Annotated in this window: 12 protein-coding genes and 1 pseudogene; 8 read left to right on the forward strand and 5 right to left on the reverse strand. The window is 42.6% G+C overall.

Annotated elements, in window-relative coordinates; genetic code table 11:
• The first annotated feature begins 159 nt into the window (after positions 1-159).
• The 5 genes and pseudogenes from F6J99_RS12735 to F6J99_RS12755 all read left to right on the forward strand — a co-directional run bounded on the left by F6J99_RS12735 (position 160) and on the right by F6J99_RS12755 (position 9,121).
• Positions 160-306 carry a hypothetical protein gene (locus tag F6J99_RS12735; protein WP_293113233.1) on the forward strand — a complete coding sequence of 49 codons (147 nt, stop codon included), beginning with the start codon at positions 160-162 and terminating at the stop codon, positions 304-306.
• Positions 303-6,437: a hybrid sensor histidine kinase/response regulator gene (locus F6J99_RS12740; protein WP_293113234.1), complete on the forward strand. Its 6,135-nt coding sequence runs from the start codon at positions 303-305 to the stop codon at positions 6,435-6,437. Before F6J99_RS12735 ends, F6J99_RS12740 begins: the two co-directional genes overlap by 4 nt.
• Before the next feature lie 149 nt (positions 6,438-6,586).
• Positions 6,587-6,823 (forward strand): annotated as a pseudogene (locus tag F6J99_RS12745) (ATP-binding protein); the annotation flags it as partial.
• Between the two features lie 11 nt (positions 6,824-6,834).
• Positions 6,835-8,952, forward strand: a complete 2,118-nt coding sequence (locus F6J99_RS12750) for a response regulator (RefSeq protein WP_293113235.1) — start codon at positions 6,835-6,837, stop codon at positions 8,950-8,952.
• 16 nt (positions 8,953-8,968) lie between these two features.
• The gene (locus F6J99_RS12755) at positions 8,969-9,121 is read left to right on the forward strand and encodes a hypothetical protein (RefSeq protein ID WP_293113236.1); all 153 of its coding nucleotides are present in this window, start codon (positions 8,969-8,971) and stop codon (positions 9,119-9,121) included.
• Between the two features lie 133 nt (positions 9,122-9,254).
• Here F6J99_RS12755 and F6J99_RS12760 read toward each other — a convergent pair whose 3' ends face one another.
• Positions 9,255-10,529 (reverse strand): CCA tRNA nucleotidyltransferase, encoded by a 1,275-nt coding sequence (locus F6J99_RS12760; protein ID WP_293113237.1) that lies wholly within the window; start codon positions 10,527-10,529, stop codon positions 9,255-9,257.
• 205 nt (positions 10,530-10,734) lie between these two features.
• On the opposite strand from F6J99_RS12760, the gene F6J99_RS12765 reads away from it, so the two are divergent.
• Positions 10,735-10,983, forward strand: a complete 249-nt coding sequence (locus F6J99_RS12765; RefSeq protein ID WP_070392030.1) for a Ycf34 family protein — start codon at positions 10,735-10,737, stop codon at positions 10,981-10,983.
• 226 nt (positions 10,984-11,209) lie between these two features.
• Positions 11,210-11,839 carry a DedA family protein gene (locus tag F6J99_RS12770; RefSeq protein WP_293113238.1) on the forward strand — a complete coding sequence of 210 codons (630 nt, stop codon included), beginning with the start codon at positions 11,210-11,212 and terminating at the stop codon, positions 11,837-11,839.
• 74 nt (positions 11,840-11,913) lie between these two features.
• Here the strand turns inward: F6J99_RS12770 and F6J99_RS12775 are convergent, their stop codons facing one another.
• From F6J99_RS12775 to F6J99_RS12785, 3 genes are all read right to left on the reverse strand, one after another.
• Positions 11,914-13,116, reverse strand: a complete 1,203-nt coding sequence (locus F6J99_RS12775) for an argininosuccinate synthase (RefSeq protein WP_070392028.1) — start codon at positions 13,114-13,116, stop codon at positions 11,914-11,916.
• A gap of 84 nt (positions 13,117-13,200) precedes the next feature.
• A complete protein-coding gene (locus F6J99_RS12780) occupies positions 13,201-14,427 on the reverse strand; it encodes a SpoIID/LytB domain-containing protein (protein ID WP_293113239.1) in 1,227 nt (408 codons plus the stop codon).
• A 154-nt stretch (positions 14,428-14,581) separates the two neighbouring features.
• Positions 14,582-14,995 (reverse strand): hypothetical protein, encoded by a 414-nt coding sequence (locus F6J99_RS12785; RefSeq protein WP_293113240.1) that lies wholly within the window; start codon positions 14,993-14,995, stop codon positions 14,582-14,584.
• Between F6J99_RS12785 and F6J99_RS12790 the strand changes: the two genes are divergently transcribed.
• The gene (locus F6J99_RS12790) at positions 14,994-15,122 is read left to right on the forward strand and encodes a hypothetical protein (protein ID WP_293113241.1); all 129 of its coding nucleotides are present in this window, start codon (positions 14,994-14,996) and stop codon (positions 15,120-15,122) included. The genes F6J99_RS12785 and F6J99_RS12790 overlap by 2 nt on opposite strands.
• 246 nt (positions 15,123-15,368) lie before the next feature.
• On the opposite strand, the gene F6J99_RS12795 is transcribed toward F6J99_RS12790, so the two are convergent.
• The coding region (locus tag F6J99_RS12795) for an adenylate/guanylate cyclase domain-containing protein (protein ID WP_293113242.1) at positions 15,369-17,476 on the reverse strand (2,108 nt) is incomplete at its 5' end.

The raw sequence follows: 17,476 nt of genomic DNA on the forward strand, positions 1-17,476 counted from the left end.
GGCAAGAGGCAATAGTGAAAACAACTTCTGTAATTCATAGCTATAAAAAACGCTATATATTGTTGCACAACCAAATTTAATTGAGTTAAACTGTAGAAAAACTATTTATTAAAAATACTAAGGATTATCGCCTTTAGCAATATATCATAAAACCAACTATTGATTGATAAAAAAAATCATCTGATAGATTTAGTACTGCTGCCGATTCCCGATTCCCGATTCCCGATTCCCAATTCCCGATTCCCAATTCCCGATTCCCGATTCCCAATTCCCAATTCCCTGTTCCCTATTCCCTGCTATCTATGATTACTATTAACGGCTATCAAGTTAAGACTAAAATTTACGAAAGTTCTAATTCAATCGTTTATCGCGGCATCAGAGATAACGACCATCAATCGGTTATTATCAAAGTCCTGAAGGAGGATTATCCCACCGAATCAGAGTTGACCAGATATAAACAAGAATATCAACTCAGTCACTATCTAAATTTTGCCGGAGTTATTAAATCCTATGAGTTGCAGAAGTATCACAGTACGCTGGTTATTATCTTCGAAGACTTTGGTGGAGAATCCTTAAAAAAATGGCTAAATAAACGCCAGTTTAACCTAGAGGAATTTTTGAGATTAGCTATCCAAATTACGGATAGCTTAGGGGCGATTCATGGGGTTAACATCATCCATAAAGATATTAATCCCAGTAATATCATTTATAACCCAGATACCGGTGAAATCAAAATTATCGACTTTGGCATTTCTACCCAGTTACTCAGGGAAACTCCCACCTTAAAAAATCCCCATGTTCTAGAAGGAACATTAGTCTATATTTCCCCAGAGCAGACCGGGAGAATGAACCGTTGCCTAGATTACCGTACAGATTTCTACTCCCTTGGGGTTACCTTCTATGAATTACTCACAGGCAAACTCCCCTTTGAGACTACTGAGGCGATGGAGTTAGTCCATTGTCATCTTGCCAAACAACCTATCCCTCCCCATCAACAACAGAGCTTAACGTTAACCTCTCCACAGATTCCTCAACTCTTTTCAGATATTGTCCTAAAATTAATGGCGAAAACCGCTGAGGAGCGTTATCAAAGTGCTTGGGGCATCAAAGCGGATTTAGAAGAATGCTTGAACCAGTTACAGACCACTGGCCAAATCCCACTATTTCCCCTCGGTACTCAAGACATTTCGGAAACCTTTCACATTCCCCAGAAACTTTATGGTAGAGAGCAAGAAGTCCAGATGCTGCTCGCTGCCTTTGAGCGAGTCGCTGCGTACGCAACTAGCAACAGCCAACAACATCGAAAATCTAACTTCAGCTCCAAACCAGTCCAAAATTTGAGCAATCCCCGGTCTCGAGCTGAAATGATGCTAGTGAGTGGTTATTCTGGCATTGGTAAATCAGCACTGGTACGGGAAATTTACAAACCGGTCACTCGGCAACGGGGATACTTTATTTCTGGAAAATTTGACCAATTTCAGCGCAATATTCCCTACTCTGCTATTGTCAGTGCCTTCTCTAGTTTAGTGCAACAACTGCTCAGTGAACCAGAAGAGCAACTCAACCAGTGGCGAGAAAAACTCCTAGCAGTACTCAATCCTAATGGACAGGTGATCATCGATGTGATTCCTGAAGTAGAACTAATTATTGGTAAACAGCCCACCGTAGCAACTCTTCCCCCTATTGAGACTCAACACCGCTTTAATTTAGTTTTCCAGAACTTCATCAAACTCTTTTGTTCTGAAGAGCACCCCCTAGTCATTTTCCTTGATGATCTTCAGTGGGCAGATACAGCGACACTGAAGCTGATTGAGCTAATCATGACTAATGAAGAAACCGAGTACTTATTGTTAATTGGTGCTTATCGGGATAACGAAGTCAACACTACTCATCCCCTGATGCTAACCCTAGATAAGCTGGGAGAATTGGGGATTACCTTTGAGCAAATTACCTTAGCTCCTTTACAAGAAAACCAGATCAATCAACTAATTGCTGATACCTTACAAGCTCAGCGAGAGTCAGTGATACCATTAGCCAAATTGGTGGTGAATAAAACCGCTGGTAATCCTTTCTTTGTCAATCAGTTTCTCCAAACACTTTACGCGGAAAACCTAGTAAGGTTTAAGGCTCCTAAAGACGGACATCAAGCTCAATGGCAGTGGGAGATTTATGAAATTAAAGCGCTAGGGATTACTGATAATGTGGTAGAGTTGATGCTCAGGAAGCTCAAAAAACTACCAGCTACTACCCAGAAGGTGTTGCAACTAGCGGCTTGTGTAGGCAATTATTTTAACCTCACTACTCTGTCAATTGTCTATGAAAAGTCCTTAACAGATACCTTTAGGGATTTACTGAGTGCTATTCAAGAAGGATTCGTATTGCCAACATCTGATCTAAAAACTAGTGATGAAGAAATTATCGAGTCTCAACTGGTCATTCTCAATTTTAAATTTCTCCATGACCGAGTACAACAAGCGGCCTATGGGTTAATCAATCAGGAGAATAAAACGAAAGTTCATCTGAGGATTGGACGTCTTTTGCGCACTAATCTCTCAGAGACGGAGCGCGAAGAAAGGGTGTTTGAACTGGTCAATCATCTTAACGTAGCTCAAGATGTAATTGCAGATCCCACAGAAAGAAGGGATTTGGCTCAGTTGAACTTAGAAGCCGGTAAAAAAGCTAAGGAAAATATCGCTTATGGAGCAGCTAAAGACTATTTTCAACTAGGCATCGCTTATCTTGAGGATAATGCTTGGGAAACTCACTACTCTGTTACCTATGCTTTGCATAAGGAACTGGCACAGACGGAGCAATTGAATAGTAATTTCGAGCAGGCAGAGAAATTAATTAACTTGCTCCTATCTCGGGTAGAGTCTGTAGTAGACAAAGCAGATATTTATTGGTTAAGTATTCTACACCACACCATGATATCCCAGGAGCATAAGGCCATTGAAATTGGCAAACAAGCTCTCCCTCTGCTAGGAATAGATTGGCCAACACCAGACCAGCTAAAGACTATATCACTATGTTTAGAACGTGTTAGACAGAAAATTAACCAAAAAACTCAGGGTCAAGCCATCAGTGTGCTACTGAATGAACCAGAGGCAAATGACCTAATTCAAAAGAGGATAATTAAGTTATTAAATTGGCTGCTAGTTCCTTCTTATCTTACCAAGCAAGACCAATTACACTTTTGGTTAGGGTCTAAAATTGTCGAGCTGTCTTGCCAATATGGCATGGTGGCTGAATCAGCCTTTGGTTTTACGGTTTACGGGATGTTGGTCACTAGGGAGTTAGGGGATTATCAATTAGGCTATGAAATTGGCTGGCTTGCTCTCAATTTGAGTAAGAGATTTAACCAATTAGATAAAGTAGCTCAGGCTTGTTATGTATTTGCTAATAATTTGTTACCTTGGGTTAATCACTTAAACAAATCGGAGCAGATTTTAGATGAGGGAATACAGACCGCTTTAGCTTCGGGAAACATTATATTTCTTGGTTATATACTGCTCTATAAATTATTAAATCCATTTTATTTTGGAAAAAACTTATCAAAAATTATAGAAGAGTTACCTGAGTACTTAAGATTAGTTCAAAAAAATCATCATCGTTTAGCGGAATATTCCATTTTGGCCTTAAAGCTTGTTCTATGCAACCTTTTGGGAAAAACTAGGGATAGATTTTCGTTTGATATCGAAGACCTCACGGAATCCCAGTATCTAGAAAATTGCCACTCTCATCATGCTGACTATGCCCTTTGCCACTATTATATCCTCAAATCCATAGTTCTTTATTGGTATGATCAACCACGTCAATCCCTTTCTTATTCAGAAAAAGCCGAAAAAATTATTGCTGTGCTTACCAGTAAGTTTCAGGTGGCTGTCAAACGTTTCTACGAATCCCTGAGTTTAGCTAGTCTCTACCCCTCGGCGTCAGAGGTTGATAAAAAGCACTATTGGCAGCAGCTGTTAACCAACCAAGAACAAATGAAACGTTGGGCAGATAACTGTCCTGAGAACTTCCAGCATAAGTATCTGTTGGTAGCAGCAGAGATGGCTCGTTTATCTGGTCACCATCTAGAGGCAATGGAGTTATATGACCAAGCGATCGCTTCCGCTGAAGACCATGGCTTTATCCAGAATCAAGCTCTAGCTAATGAATTAGCCGCTAAGTTTTGGTTAAGCCGAGGCAAATCAGACATTGCTCAACTTTACATTAATAAAGCCCACTATAGCTATCAGCTTTGGGGGGCAACACGTAAAGTCGAAGATTTGGAACAGAAGTATCCCGACTTACTGGTTAAAAGAACCCAGCAGTCTTCCGTGTCTTCAACCCAAACCATTAGCACTACTACTACCAGCAGCACTAGGTCAGACATCATACTGGATTTAAACACAGTAGTCAAAGCATCTCAAACTATTTCTGGGGAAATCGTCCTAGCTGAGCTGCTCAATAAGTTGATGGAAATTGTAGTAGAGAATGCTGGAGCGGAGTTTGGTTGTTTAATCTTACAACGAGATCATCAACTGTTCATAGAAGCAACTATTGATGTTGAGTCAGTTGACCAGACTCGGTTGCAGTCAATCCCACTAGCAACCAGTGACCAGTTACCCAAAGCCCTGATTAACTATGTGGCTCGTACTGGGGAGAATTTAGTTCTCAATAATGCCGGTGCTGACTCCAACTTTGCTAACGACCCTTACCTACAGACCCGTCAGCCCAAATCTGTTTTGTGTAGTCCGATCTTAAACCAGGGCAAGTTGGTCGGCATTCTCTATTTAGAAAATAATCTCACTCCAGGAGCCTTTACACCAGACCGATTAGAAGTGTTAAATCTACTGACTTCTCAAGCAGCGATTTCCTTAGAGAACGCTCGACTTTACGAACAGCTCGAAGCATTGGCTCAAAGTCTACAAGTTAAAGTAGAAGAAAGAACCCAAGACCTACAGAAGGCTTTACAGGCAGCAGAAGTGGCTAACCAAGCTAAGAGTGATTTCCTCTCCAACATGAGCCACGAACTCCGCACTCCCCTCAATGGCATCCTCGGCTACGCCCAAATCTTAATGCGCGATCGCAATTTCAATCCTCGTCAAACCAATGGTTTAAAAACTATCTACCAAAGTGGCAACCATCTATTGACTCTGATCAACGATCTCCTTGACATTGCCAAGATTGAAGCTGGCAAGATGGAACTATATCCTACTGACTGGCATTTGCCCACGTTTCTGGAAGAAGTAGTAGGAATTATCGGCATGAGAGCATTAGAAAAAGATATTTTATTCAAGTACCAGCCAGGGGATAATCTCCCCTCTGGGATTCAAGCCGATCAGAAGCGATTGCGGCAAATACTTCTCAATCTGCTGGGCAACGCCGTCAAATTTACTGATCGTGGTCAAGTCACCTTTAAAGTCAGCGTACTCAAGAACCAAAATGGAGAGGTTAACCATCAGGTCAATCATCCCCAGACTCTACGTTTCGAGGTGATTGATACAGGAGTGGGAATGACTCAGAAGCAGTTAGAAACAATTTTCCAACCCTTTGAACAAGTTGGAGATATCCACAACCGTGCTGATGGTACAGGCTTAGGTTTAACTATTAGCCAGAAACTGATCGACTTGATGAAGGGAGAATTAAACCTTAAGAGCGAGCTGGGCAAAGGTTCCACGTTTTGGTTAGATGTCACCTTCCCAACTTTGGAAATAGCTTTGAAAACAGAAGAGAATTTAGTCGGTCAGGTCATTGGTTATCAAGGAGTTCGCCGCAAAATACTGGTAGTAGATGATAAACTCGAAAACCGTGCTGTCTTGCAAAACATGCTGGAGCCGTTAGGATTTGAAGTGGTTTTAGGAAACAATGGTCTCGAAGAAGTACAACTGGCTTGCCAAATCCAACCCGACTTGATTTTGACTGACCTAGTTATGCCTGTAAAAACCGGTTTTGAAGCTGTTCAGGAAATTCGACAGATACCTCAAATCCAGAATGTAACCATTGTAGCCGTTTCAACCAGCATCTGGGAAATGGATGAAACTAAGAGCAGGATAGCTGGTTGTGATAATTTTATTTCTAAACCAGTAGACCAACTACAGTTACTCCAAGTATTAGAGCAGCATTTAGCTTTGGAGTGGATCTATGAAGACACTGCTGCGCGTCAAAAATCTGATATTCAACCAGTAGCCAATCCCTCCAAAGAAGACTCATTAGAGGAAGTATTAAATGAATCATTTATAATTCCGCCAAACTCCGAGATGGAAGTGTTATATGAGTTAGCGATGCTTGGGAGTATGAGGAAAATTTGTGAACGAGCGGTCTATCTTGAGGAGTTGGACGATAAATACCTTCCTTTTGCCAACAAACTCAAGGAATTAGCACAAGATTTTCAAGAAGCGGAGATTTTGGCTTTGGTAGAAGAAAATCTATCAATGTCGAATTCTAACTAAAAACTTTGCTGAGGATTTCAACAGAAGGATCAACTTCCAGCCACACGGTAGCTCCACAATCTTTGGGGATTTAAATTAGCGCTATAGTTAATCAAAGGTGACGTTTTAAATAGCGCTATAGTTTTGTCAAGACCGGTCAAGGGGATCAAGTAATCGTTGAATATACCGATGACGGTTGTGGGATTGTTAACGACAATTTGAAAAGAATTTTTGAACCATTCTGTACAACAGCTAGACATCAAGGAGGAAGTGGTCTAGGATTGCATATTGTCTATAACTTAGTGGTTCAAAAGCTGCAAGGGACAATCAAGGCTGAAAGTGAGGTGGGTGTAGGAACACAATTTGTGATGACTTTTCCAGCAATCAATCAAAGAATCCAAGGATGAGGTGTATGATAATGCTCAAGCCAATTAATGAGGTGATAACTGATGATGAGGAAGTAGTTTTTGAAGAGGATCAAGACCTGATTTTCGAGGAAGATGAAGAATTAGTTTTTGAGGATGATGAAGAATTAGTTTTTGATGAAACGGAAGACTCTAATCACTCAGAGGAAAATCAAACGGCTTGGAAAATGATGATAGTGGATGATGATATCAAAGTCCACAAAGTTACCAAACTAGCCTTAAAACAATTCACATTTGATGACAAACCCTTAATCTTTATTTCTGCCTATTCTGCTGACGAAGCCAAACAATTAATTGCGGATAATCCCGATACAGCCTTCATGTTGTTAGACGTGGTAATGGAAACCAATGATGCCGGATTAAGAGTTGCCCAATCGATTCGGGAGGAGCTAAACAATAAATTAGTGAGGATTATTTTACGCACTGGTCAGCCGGGAGAAGCCCCTGAAGAATCAGTTATTCTAAATTACGATATCAACGATTATAAGCTCAAAGTTGAACTGACTCGACACAAGTTAGTGACAACAGCGATTACAGCGTTGAGATCTTACCGTGATCTTATCACCCTGGAAAATAGTCGTCAAGAATTATCAACCCTTTATGCACAATTACAAGATTTTAATCAGAACTTAGAGGAATTAGTTCAAACCCGCACCCAGGAATTAGAGAAAGCTAAAAAAGTCGCTGATGCTGCCAATCAAGCTAAAAGTGAATTTCTCGCCAACATGAGTCATGAACTGCGGACTCCTCTCAACGGTATCTTAGGTTATGCGCAAATTCTCCAGCAAGACAAAATCTTAACTCCCCAACAAAAAAATGCGATTAGAATTATTTACCAGTGTGGCAAACATCTACTAAATCTGATCAACGACATTCTCGACTTCTCTAAAATTGAAGCGAGGAAAATGGAACTTTCACCCATAGATATTAATTTTCAAAACTTTCTGATCGAGGTAGTAGATATTTGCCATATTAAAGCTCAGCAAAAAGGAATTTTATTTATTTACCAACCCTGTTATAAAGTTCCCAATAGTATCTCTGTTGACGAGAAACGCCTGCGACAAGTTTTGCTAAACTTACTGGGAAATGCTATTAAGTTTACTGACCAAGGTAGAGTAATCTTTAAGGTTGAGAGAATAAGAGTAAGGCAAGATTCAGCACAAGTTTATTTCGCCCAAGTCCGGTTCTCAGTTGAAGACACAGGCATAGGTATGCCAGAAGAACAACTGGAAAAAATATTTTTGCCCTTTGAACAAGTGGGAGATAGGTTTCACCGTGCTGAAGGAACTGGACTCGGATTAACTATTACCCAAAGAATTGTCAACATGATGGGGGGTAGTCTTCAGGTTGAGAGTACCTTTGGAGAAGGCAGTATTTTTTCTCTAGAGATAGAGTTCCCTATATCAGAGATTGGTGAGTATACTTCTCAAGTCTCTCCAAGAAGAATTATTGGTTTCACTGGACCGTCCCCAAAACTATTGATAGTAGACGACAAATGGGAAAATCGCTCTGTGATCATCGAGTTGTTGCAACCGCTAGGATTTAAGGTGCTAGAGGCAAGTAACGGACTTGAAGGGTTAGAGCAAGCAGCCAAGGAAAAACCAGACCTTATTCTGGCTGATGTGGTCATGCCTGAGCTAGATGGCTTTGAAATGACTAAGCGCATTCGTGCTACACCAGACTTGAAGAATATTGTGGTGTTTGCCTTCTCAGCTAGCGTATTTGATTCCTATCAGCAAAAAAGTCGGCAGGCGGGTTGTGATGATTTTATTACTAAGCCATTACAAGTTGAAGAATTACTCTTAAAGTTACAGCAGCATCTGCAACTGGAATGGGTGTATGAAGAAGAGGTTGAATCAGACCCAGAAACCACAATTGATTCATCCTCTGAGGATAGTCCAGCAGAAGGGATTGTACCTCCTCCAGCGGATGTACTAGTCGAACTCTATGAACTGGCAAAGAGAGGCAATGTGTTTGCCATAAACCAAGAAGTAAAAAAACTGGAAAAATTAGATGAGCGATTTACGAGCTTTGCCAAAACTATTTATCAATTTACTGAAACTTTTAAGATGAAAAAACTTCGGAATTTTATTAAAAACTATCTTGATTAAATTTTCATTTAAGTAGGTGATTTGTAAGCATTCAGCGGTCAGTGGTAAGCGGTCAGCGGTCAGTGGTCAGTGGTTAGTGGTTAGTGGTCAGCGGTCAGCGGTCAGCGGTCAGTGGTCAGCGGTCAGCGGTCAGCGGTCAGCTTATTTTATTCAAAAGCACCTCAAGTAGCACCATCTGTAGCGCATTAGCTGATAGCACCTCAAGTAGCGTGCGTGGCACAGGCTTCTAGCCTGTGATGTAGCGCTAATCGCTGATAGCTTATGATAATAAGTTAATCGGATTTGAGATCATTTGTTATTTGTTATTTGTCTTGAGAGCCACAGTTTATTGAGTCCAGTTTTGCAGCAAAGTCCAGAGCACCTTTAATACTATCGATATTGCCCTCAATCCGTGCAATTTGAATCTCAGTCAGTAACTCACCAATTTTAGAACTAGGGGATAACTTAAGGGATTTGATTAAATCTTTACCAGTAACCAGTGGTGTGGGATGGGCAACCTGGTCATTGGGATTCAAATAGTGCTCAATCAACGGTGCTATAGTATCCACAGCCATGCCCCTGGCAACTGCCAAAAGGGCTACCACAGGAAAGACAGCTCCAACGTTGAGAAAGAAGAAATACTGGTCCCGTAATGGGATCTCGTTGGCAGTAGTATAAGACAGCAGTTGGGGCAAATGTTGGATTGCCCTGACTACTATCCGAGTCTGAACACGAGAGTACTTTAGAGCTAACACCTGTTGTTCAGCAACTGCGGGTATTGATGATAATAAATTTGCTAGCTTAGCCAAATTTAGCAACGATAAAGAATGCTTAGTCACCTTTAAGTTCAATTCCACCCCAAGCTTAGGCCAAGTTTCTGCCAGTACCATCGCGGATTGCTTAATTGCTGCCATGTGCTCTAAACCCTCAGCCGTGGCATCAGGCAGCCATGGTCGTAATACATTATCCTCCCAGGCCGCTTTTAGCCAAGGTACACCCTGAGGTGACTTGAGGAGATAGCCCAATTCTGTCCGTACCCGTTCTGCTGCGATTTGGCTCAATAACGGTGCTACCTTTCTAATCGCTGATTGGGTGGCTGGGTCAATCTGAAAACCCAACTGAGCGGCTTGTCGATAACCCCGCAGTAATCGTAATGGGTCATTTTGTAAGTTTTCTGGTGACACCATCCGGATTATCCCTTTACGGCAATCTAAGATACCTTGTAATGGATCAATGAATTCCTTGGTGTGGGGATTAAATGCGATCGCATTAATCGTAAAATCCCGCCTATGTAAGTCAGCCTCTATGCTATCCCCGTCCTGTTGAGCAAAGTCAACTGTTGCGTTGCCAAACACTACCCTAGCTATTTGACGCTGGGCATCCAAAACCACAAATCCGGCCTTATAACGTCTTGCTAGCTTGCTTGCTGTCCGTACTGCTTTAGTGGGTAAAACAAAGTCTAAGTCTAAGTAATCCGACTGTCGGTTGATCAGAGCATCCCTAACCGCACCACCCACCAAGCAAGCCTCAGAAGGGAGTAACTCCCAGTTAAACGGCCAATTTTCGGGTGATAGAGCAGTTTGATAAGTCATAGTCATTTTCTGAAATATCAGAATGAATACTATATATCAATATGTGCTAAACTCGAATAGAGAACATCGCAACCTCGGAATCGTAAACAGAAATTTTTTGGAAAATAAAGTAGTCAACAAAGTACCCAATAGTTAACTATTTTATCGTATAAGCTACTCAAGAAATGTCTGATTTGAGCTATGCTAACATAAAGGAAATGGAGTTTAAGCAATGTGTATTTGCATTAACTGCCACTACGTAGACCGCTGTACTACATACCATGCTGTGGAAACCCAGCATCAGGTACCTCACCTGACGGAATCTCCCAACTTTGAAGCGGTTGAGCCTACCATCAATGTCAATATCCGTTCTACTGAAGATATAATCGAAATGGAATGGGACGTTGTGGGGTGTAATAGCTTTAAGCAGGAAAGTGGCAAGTGGGCAAAGCTTCGTCCTGGTGAACTGGTACCCACCTGATGGGATTGTGAATTTTAGGTATTCTGGCGAGAAGCTCCACTCTCTACCTAAGATAAGCATGGGATTAATCGCCAGTGAAGTTTTAATTTAACCAAGCAAGCTTTTGATAAAAGCTCGAATTGGTTCTGGTTGTGTTTGTCCAGTATTTTCTATAATACTGCTTTAATTGACACAAAAGACATGATCGAGCCAAAATATTAAAAAGTATTAATTTTTGTAACGCTGGATGTCTTTTGAGCTTTTATCGTTGGAAACAGTCCAGGACATAGCTAAGGACTATGGCTACTGGGCAGTTTTTTTTGGGATTGCCCTGGAAAACGCTGGGGTTCCCATACCGGGAGAAACCATTACCCTGGTAGGTGGCTTCGGTGCAGGTAGCGGCGAACTCAATTATTGGGTAGTCCTATGCTCTGCGATCGCTGGTGCTGTCCTAGGAGATAACTGTGGTTACTGGATTGGTAAAATCGGTGGTTGGCCCTTACTACTGCGAATTGTGGGTTTAGTCAGGATCACAGAAGCACAACTGACAGAGGCTAAAACCGAATTTCGTAAGAACGCTGCTAAGGCAGTTTTTTTTGGTCGATTTGTGGCAATACTGCGGATCTTTGCTGGCCCAATGGCAGGGATTGTTCAGATGCCTTACCCGAAATTTCTATTATTCAATTTCGCTGGTGCTACGATCTGGGCATCAGTGATGGTGAGTTTATCTTACTTTTGCGGACGCTTGATACCTCTGGAACTATTAATCTCTTCGGTATCTAAATTTGCGATTGTTGCTCTGATCTTGGTGATTGGCTCGATTGTTGTTCCTAAATGGTTTGAGTCTCGTAGGCAGAAATTGGGCATGGGGGATTAATTGAGATTTGCAAAGGGTAATCGGTAATTGGTAGTTAACGATTACCGTAACCCAATTACCGTAACCCAAAATTCCTAACTCCTGGTTTTTGCTGACCACACCCGAGTTGGTAATCCCCACAAGTAGATGAAACCCTCAGCAGCCTTGTGGTCAAACTGGTCTTCGGAGGTGTAGGTAGCCAGTTCCGGAGTGTAGAGAGAATTCTCTGACTGACGTCCTACAATTACGGCATTACCCTTGAAAAGTTTAACCTTGACTGTACCGGATACCCGCTCCTGGGTTTTTTGAATGAAAGCATCCAAAGCATCCTTAAGGGGACTGTACCACAAGCCTTTGTAGACCATTTGACTGTAGGTGTCTTCAATCCCTCGCTTGTACTGGGTAACATCAGCGGTCAAGGTCAGACTTTCCAAGTCACGATGAGCTTGGATCAACACCGATAGGGCTGGTGTTTCGTAAATTTCTCGGCTTTTGATACCGACTACCCGGTTCTCAACCATGTCAATCCGTCCCACACCATGATTGCCAGCCAACTCGTTGAGTTGACTAATCAAAGTCACGGGGTCAAGGAGATTACCGTTAAGAATAGTGGGGACACCCCGCTCAAAGCCGATTTCAATATACTCTGGCTCGTCTGGTGTATTTGCGATCGCTTTTGTCATGGCATAAACTTCCTCTGGTGGTTCTACCATCGGATCTTCAAGCACCCCCGCTTCAATACTGCGCCCTAGCAGGTTACGGTCAATGCTGTAGGGGGAAGACTTTTTGACTGGTGAGGGAATACCAAAGCGCTCACCATATGCGATCGAATCTTCACGAGAGAACCCCCACTCCCTAGCTGGTGCCAATATTTTCAAGTTGGGGTTAAGGGCGATAATCGACACATCAAAACGCACCTGGTCATTGCCCTTACCGGTACAACCATGAGCTACCGCATCTGCACCGTATTTTTCAGCAGCCTCCACCAATAATTTAGCAATCAGGGGACGAGCCAGAGCAGTAGAGAGGGGATAGCGACTTTCATAAAGAGCATTAGCCTGAATGGCTGGAAAAGCATAGTCCTTGACAAAGGTGTAGGTAGCATCAGCAACCAAGGATTCTGTTGCCCCAGCGTCCAAGGCTTTTTGTCTGATTGGTTCTAGTTCATCTCCCTGACCTAAATTTGCCGCTAGGGTGATCACCTCCTTTACTCCCCATTCTTCTTTAAGATAAGGGATACAAACCGACGTATCTACGCCACCGGAATATGCTAGAACAACTTTTTCAGCACGGCTCATGATAGTTTCACCCTGTGGAAAACAACAAAATATCTATTCTATACACATATTTCCAGAATATGGTGGCTGAATTGCCACAAAATTCTAATCGTAATCCGCTTCAACAGTATCAATCCAAGCCAAACTAGTCCCTGGATAATAGTTGCCTAAAATTTCTTGATAGGTGTAACCCTGCTTAGCCAAGTCACGAGCTCCGGTTTGACTCATACCCTGACCACCAAATACATTTTTGACAATATGGTCAGAAGCGGCGTACAAGGACTCTACCACGCCACCTTTGTAACTTAGAAAAATGCCGCGAGTTTCTTGAACTGCCTGAGCCGTGGTGTTCCACTCATATTTGATTCCTTTGTAAACTTGCCAACGCTGAGTGTTTCCCAAATCATAGAATTTACTAGCGGGTCGAATCGCATGAACCAAAGCATAGGAGCGAGCAGCAATGGCTTGTGCTTTCAGAGCTGCCATTGGCCAACTAGGATACACTTCCGCTCCCACCACCGAAGTCAGGTAAAGCTCAAGGTCAACGTAGTTTACTGCCAAGATGCTATCTCCCTTAGAAATCAATAGCAAATCCCCTCGATACCAGCGATTTCCCACCAATACATACCCTCCGTTAGTTGGCTTCACCCAAAGCCCTGCGGGGGTCTTATAGTTACCAATTTGAATATAGTCCCCTAATGGTTTAACATTACTTCCCTGATTGGCGGTTAGTTTACCCAGGGGCTGACCCCTAGCATCCAGCAACTCACCCGGTGTTGAGGTAGCCACTACCAGAGACTTAACACCATTGGCTACAGCAACTCGCATTTCTAGGATGGGAGCATCATTCAATAGCTTTGGTGCTGGTTGCTGATTTTTGGTAGCCCCTTCAGACTGGCTGGGCGGCTGGTTGTTGTGATTAGAAGACTCAGTCTTGGTTGATTTATCTGATTTATCCTGGGATTTATCCTTAGTAGTAGCAGTAGATTGTTTCGTGTCTTGCTTGCTAGAGGTTGATGCTTCGGTAGCTTTAGTTTGGGCTAGGGTTGGTGAGGGTGTTGACTTAGAGACAGTGGAATTCTCATCTTTGGGGGTAGGAGATGGGGATGGTGTTGGAGTTGTGGCGGTAGATGTTAGTTCGGATGTGGGAGTATCCTCTTGGTTAGACAGCCCATCCGACTCAGGGGAAACTTGATCTCGGGAATTTGGAGCAGAAGAGGTTGAGGAAGATGTTTCTAACTCAGAGCCAGGTGACAGAGATTTCGCTAAGACTAAAGGTACAGATAGGGCAATTGAAAATAGGGCAATTGACCACAACACTGATTTCTTCATTCGTCAGTAAAATTAAACACTTGCTTCACCTGCTTTACACTATACAATACAGCCGTCTTATTGGGATTCTGGACAGTTACAGACAGCTTATCCCCTCCTTATTCTTTTGTTAAAGAAGGGGAGCAAGGGTGATTAATGAAAACCGATGAACCTGTTATTTACAGAAAGCCTGGAATAACAGATCAGGATCAAAAGAATTGTCGATTTGTGGGTTTACCGTCAAAAAACCGATTTGAGCCTTTCTGTAATAAATTGCAGGGGGTAATTCTGTGCTGGGGTTATAGGCACTGAGGTGTGACTTAGAACTCCCATAATTTCCCTGCCGATTCCACACACTATTTTCGCCAGACAGATTACCATAATCCCCTAGCTGATTACAAATCGACTTTTCATCCCCAGGGTTACTAGATACTAAACCCAGGAAAGCACCATCAGCTCCCACCAAGTAAGCACGACCATCAAGTTCAAACAGTGTTTGGGCAAGACTGCGACTGGCAAAACAGTTACCGAACACCAGGGAGATACCTAACATCAAACCAATCTGTTGGGCAACAGAAACTCTGCTCATGGTTAACCTAGATTTTAGTAAATCAGAAATATTTATTCCTCTAGGATTCCCATCAGACTCGGGAAAGGAACACCTGGCAAAAAATTTCTATCCAAAAGCAGAGGCAGATGGAGGATTAATCAGGTAAGGGCTAGTTAACAGTCAAGCTTTGATCCCCCCAAAGATCGGCAGGGGGGTCAACCCTCAACCTGCTAACCTTGGCCAAAAGGCCACGCTACGCGAACAACCTTTAACATTCAACCTTTAACATTCAACCTTTAACATTCACCCTTTAACATTCAATATTTAACCTTAAATCTGCTATCCTACCCTACTAGAACGCCAAAAGCGAACAACCTTGGCCAAAAGGCCACGCTACGCGAACAAGAATCACTTACTTGCGCCCAGTCAGCCAATAGGTGATCATCTCTCCTTTGCCCTTAACATTAATAATCCCTCGCTCTTCAAACAAATACTTGTCTCGTAAACGTTCGTAAGTGCTAGCAGTAACTTGGATTCTCCCAGGTTCCCCTTGAGAGTCCATCCGAGATGCCACATTAACCGCATCCCCCCACAAATCATAAATGAACTTCTGGATACCGATTACCCCAGCTACCACAGGACCAGTGTTAATCCCGATACGCAGGCGGAATGGTTCCCCATCATCCCGCTTGAAACGACTAATTTCCTGTTGCATATCCAATGCTATGTTTGCGATCGCTTCTGGATGGTCATCCCTAGGGTTCGGTAGACCACCAACAACCATATAGGCATCTCCAATGGTCTTAATTTTCTCTAATCCATGGTGCTGCGCTAGTTGGTCAAAGCTTGAGAAAATTTGATTAAGTAGATTAACCAATTCTGTGGGAGAGATGCGAGCAGAAAGCTTGGTAAACTCCACAATATCAGCAAACAGAATTGTTACTTCGTCAAAGCGATTCGCAATAGCTTTTGGCTCTTGTTTTAATCGTTGGGCGATGGACTGAGGTAGAATATTTAACAACAAGTGTTCCGACTTTTCTTGTTCAGCTCTCAGTGCTGCTTCTGCCTGTTTGCCCTTGGTAATGTCGGCTACAGTGCCTTCGTAGTACAGTAGTTTCCCTTGAGCATCACGCACAACACGAGCATTCTGGGATGTCCAGATGATTTGGCCATCTTGTCGATAAACCCTAGCTTCAAAATCCGAGATAGCACCATGGTTCTCAACCGCAGCAATAAACTCAGCATAGCTGTTGGGATTGACATAGAGTTGCTGTTCAATATCGGTAACTTTAGCCACTATTTCTTCTGGGCAAGAGTAGCCATACATCCGAGCTAAAGCTGGATTGACACTCAGGTACTGCCCATCCGGTGTAATCTGAAAAATCCCCTCAGCCACATTTTCAAAGATGCTACGATACTTCTCTTCAGCTTCCTGGAGTGCATCTAGAACCCGTTTGCGCTCCGTAATATTACGAGCGACCCAAATCACACAATTGTTTGGCAAGGGTGAGACACTCGCAGCAAACCACACCTGGGAATTATGACCGGGATAGTGTGAAGTATGAAATGCTTGGTCAGTTTGCCCCACTAGCTTTTGGCCATTGAATTCCGAAAATTTTTCATAATCGGATGAATTGTGATAATATTTGTTAGTGTGATGCCCTATATTCTTGGAATCGAAGTCCGAAAGTTTGTGGCCATTCAAGTCTGAGTTAGAACTAATTTCATCCTTAATACTTCCTACTTGATAATGTCCTATAGGTAAACTGTATTCTATATTCAGGGTTTGTTTAGTATCTAAGACTTGCCGGATATGGGTGACAAAAAGTTCAGCTTGCTTGGGGGGCAAAACTTCGTAGACACTCTTACCAAGTAGTTCGGTCGTTGGACTATATAAAACCTCAGAATTGGTCGAGACTACTTTCATGTATCGTCCTTGAGCATCAAAAACGGTAATCACATCTGTCATCGCCCCAAACAGTACCCGCAACTCAGCTTCGGATTTACGTAGTGCTGCTTCGATGTGCTTGCGCTCTACAATCTCAATCCTTAGTTGATGATTGGCGTCCCGTAGTGCTGCTGTTCGTTCCTCCACTCGGGTTTCTAACACTTCATTGGCTTTTTGCAAGGCTTCCTGAGCTTGCTTACGCTCACAGATGTCTTCTAGAGTACCTTCGTAATACAGCAGATTGCCATCTTCATCTTTAATGGCACGGGCATTTTCGCAAATCCAAGTCAAACTGCCATCCTGGCGATAGACTTGGGACTCGAAATCCACTAAGGTAGGATTTTCTTCCAATAACTGGATGAATTGGGAGCGACGGTTCGGATCAACATAAAGTTGCTGCTCAATATTCGTTACAGTATTAATTAATACTTCTGGGGACTCATAACCATAGATACGAGCTAAAGCTGGGTTAGCACTGAGGTAACGTCCTGAGGGGGTGGTTTGGAAGATACCTTCTACAGCATTTTCAAAGATATTGCGATATTTCGCTTCAGCTTGCCTCAGGGCTTCTT

It is taken from the genome of Moorena sp. SIO4G3 (assembly GCF_010692305.1).
Taxonomy (GTDB): Bacteria; Cyanobacteriota; Cyanobacteriia; order Cyanobacteriales; family Coleofasciculaceae; genus Moorena; species Moorena producens_A.

Bases quoted from the DNA above. Each gene is read 5' to 3' on its own strand.
- F6J99_RS12740 (WP_293113234.1), top strand. From the start codon at position 303: ATGATTACTATTAACGGCTATCAAGTTAAGACTAAAATTTACGAAAGT.
- F6J99_RS12750 (WP_293113235.1), top strand. From the start codon at position 6,835: ATGCTCAAGCCAATTAATGAGGTGATAACTGATGATGAGGAAGTAGTT.
- F6J99_RS12760 (WP_293113237.1), bottom strand. From the start codon at position 10,529: ATGACTATGACTTATCAAACTGCTCTATCACCCGAAAATTGGCCGTTT.
- F6J99_RS12765 (WP_070392030.1), top strand. From the start codon at position 10,735: ATGTGTATTTGCATTAACTGCCACTACGTAGACCGCTGTACTACATAC.
- F6J99_RS12770 (WP_293113238.1), top strand. From the start codon at position 11,210: ATGTCTTTTGAGCTTTTATCGTTGGAAACAGTCCAGGACATAGCTAAG.
- F6J99_RS12775 (WP_070392028.1), bottom strand. From the start codon at position 13,116: ATGAGCCGTGCTGAAAAAGTTGTTCTAGCATATTCCGGTGGCGTAGAT.
- F6J99_RS12780 (WP_293113239.1), bottom strand. From the start codon at position 14,427: ATGAAGAAATCAGTGTTGTGGTCAATTGCCCTATTTTCAATTGCCCTA.
- F6J99_RS12790 (WP_293113241.1), top strand. From the start codon at position 14,994: ATGGTTAACCTAGATTTTAGTAAATCAGAAATATTTATTCCTCTAGGA.
- F6J99_RS12785 (WP_293113240.1), bottom strand. From the start codon at position 14,995: ATGAGCAGAGTTTCTGTTGCCCAACAGATTGGTTTGATGTTAGGTATC.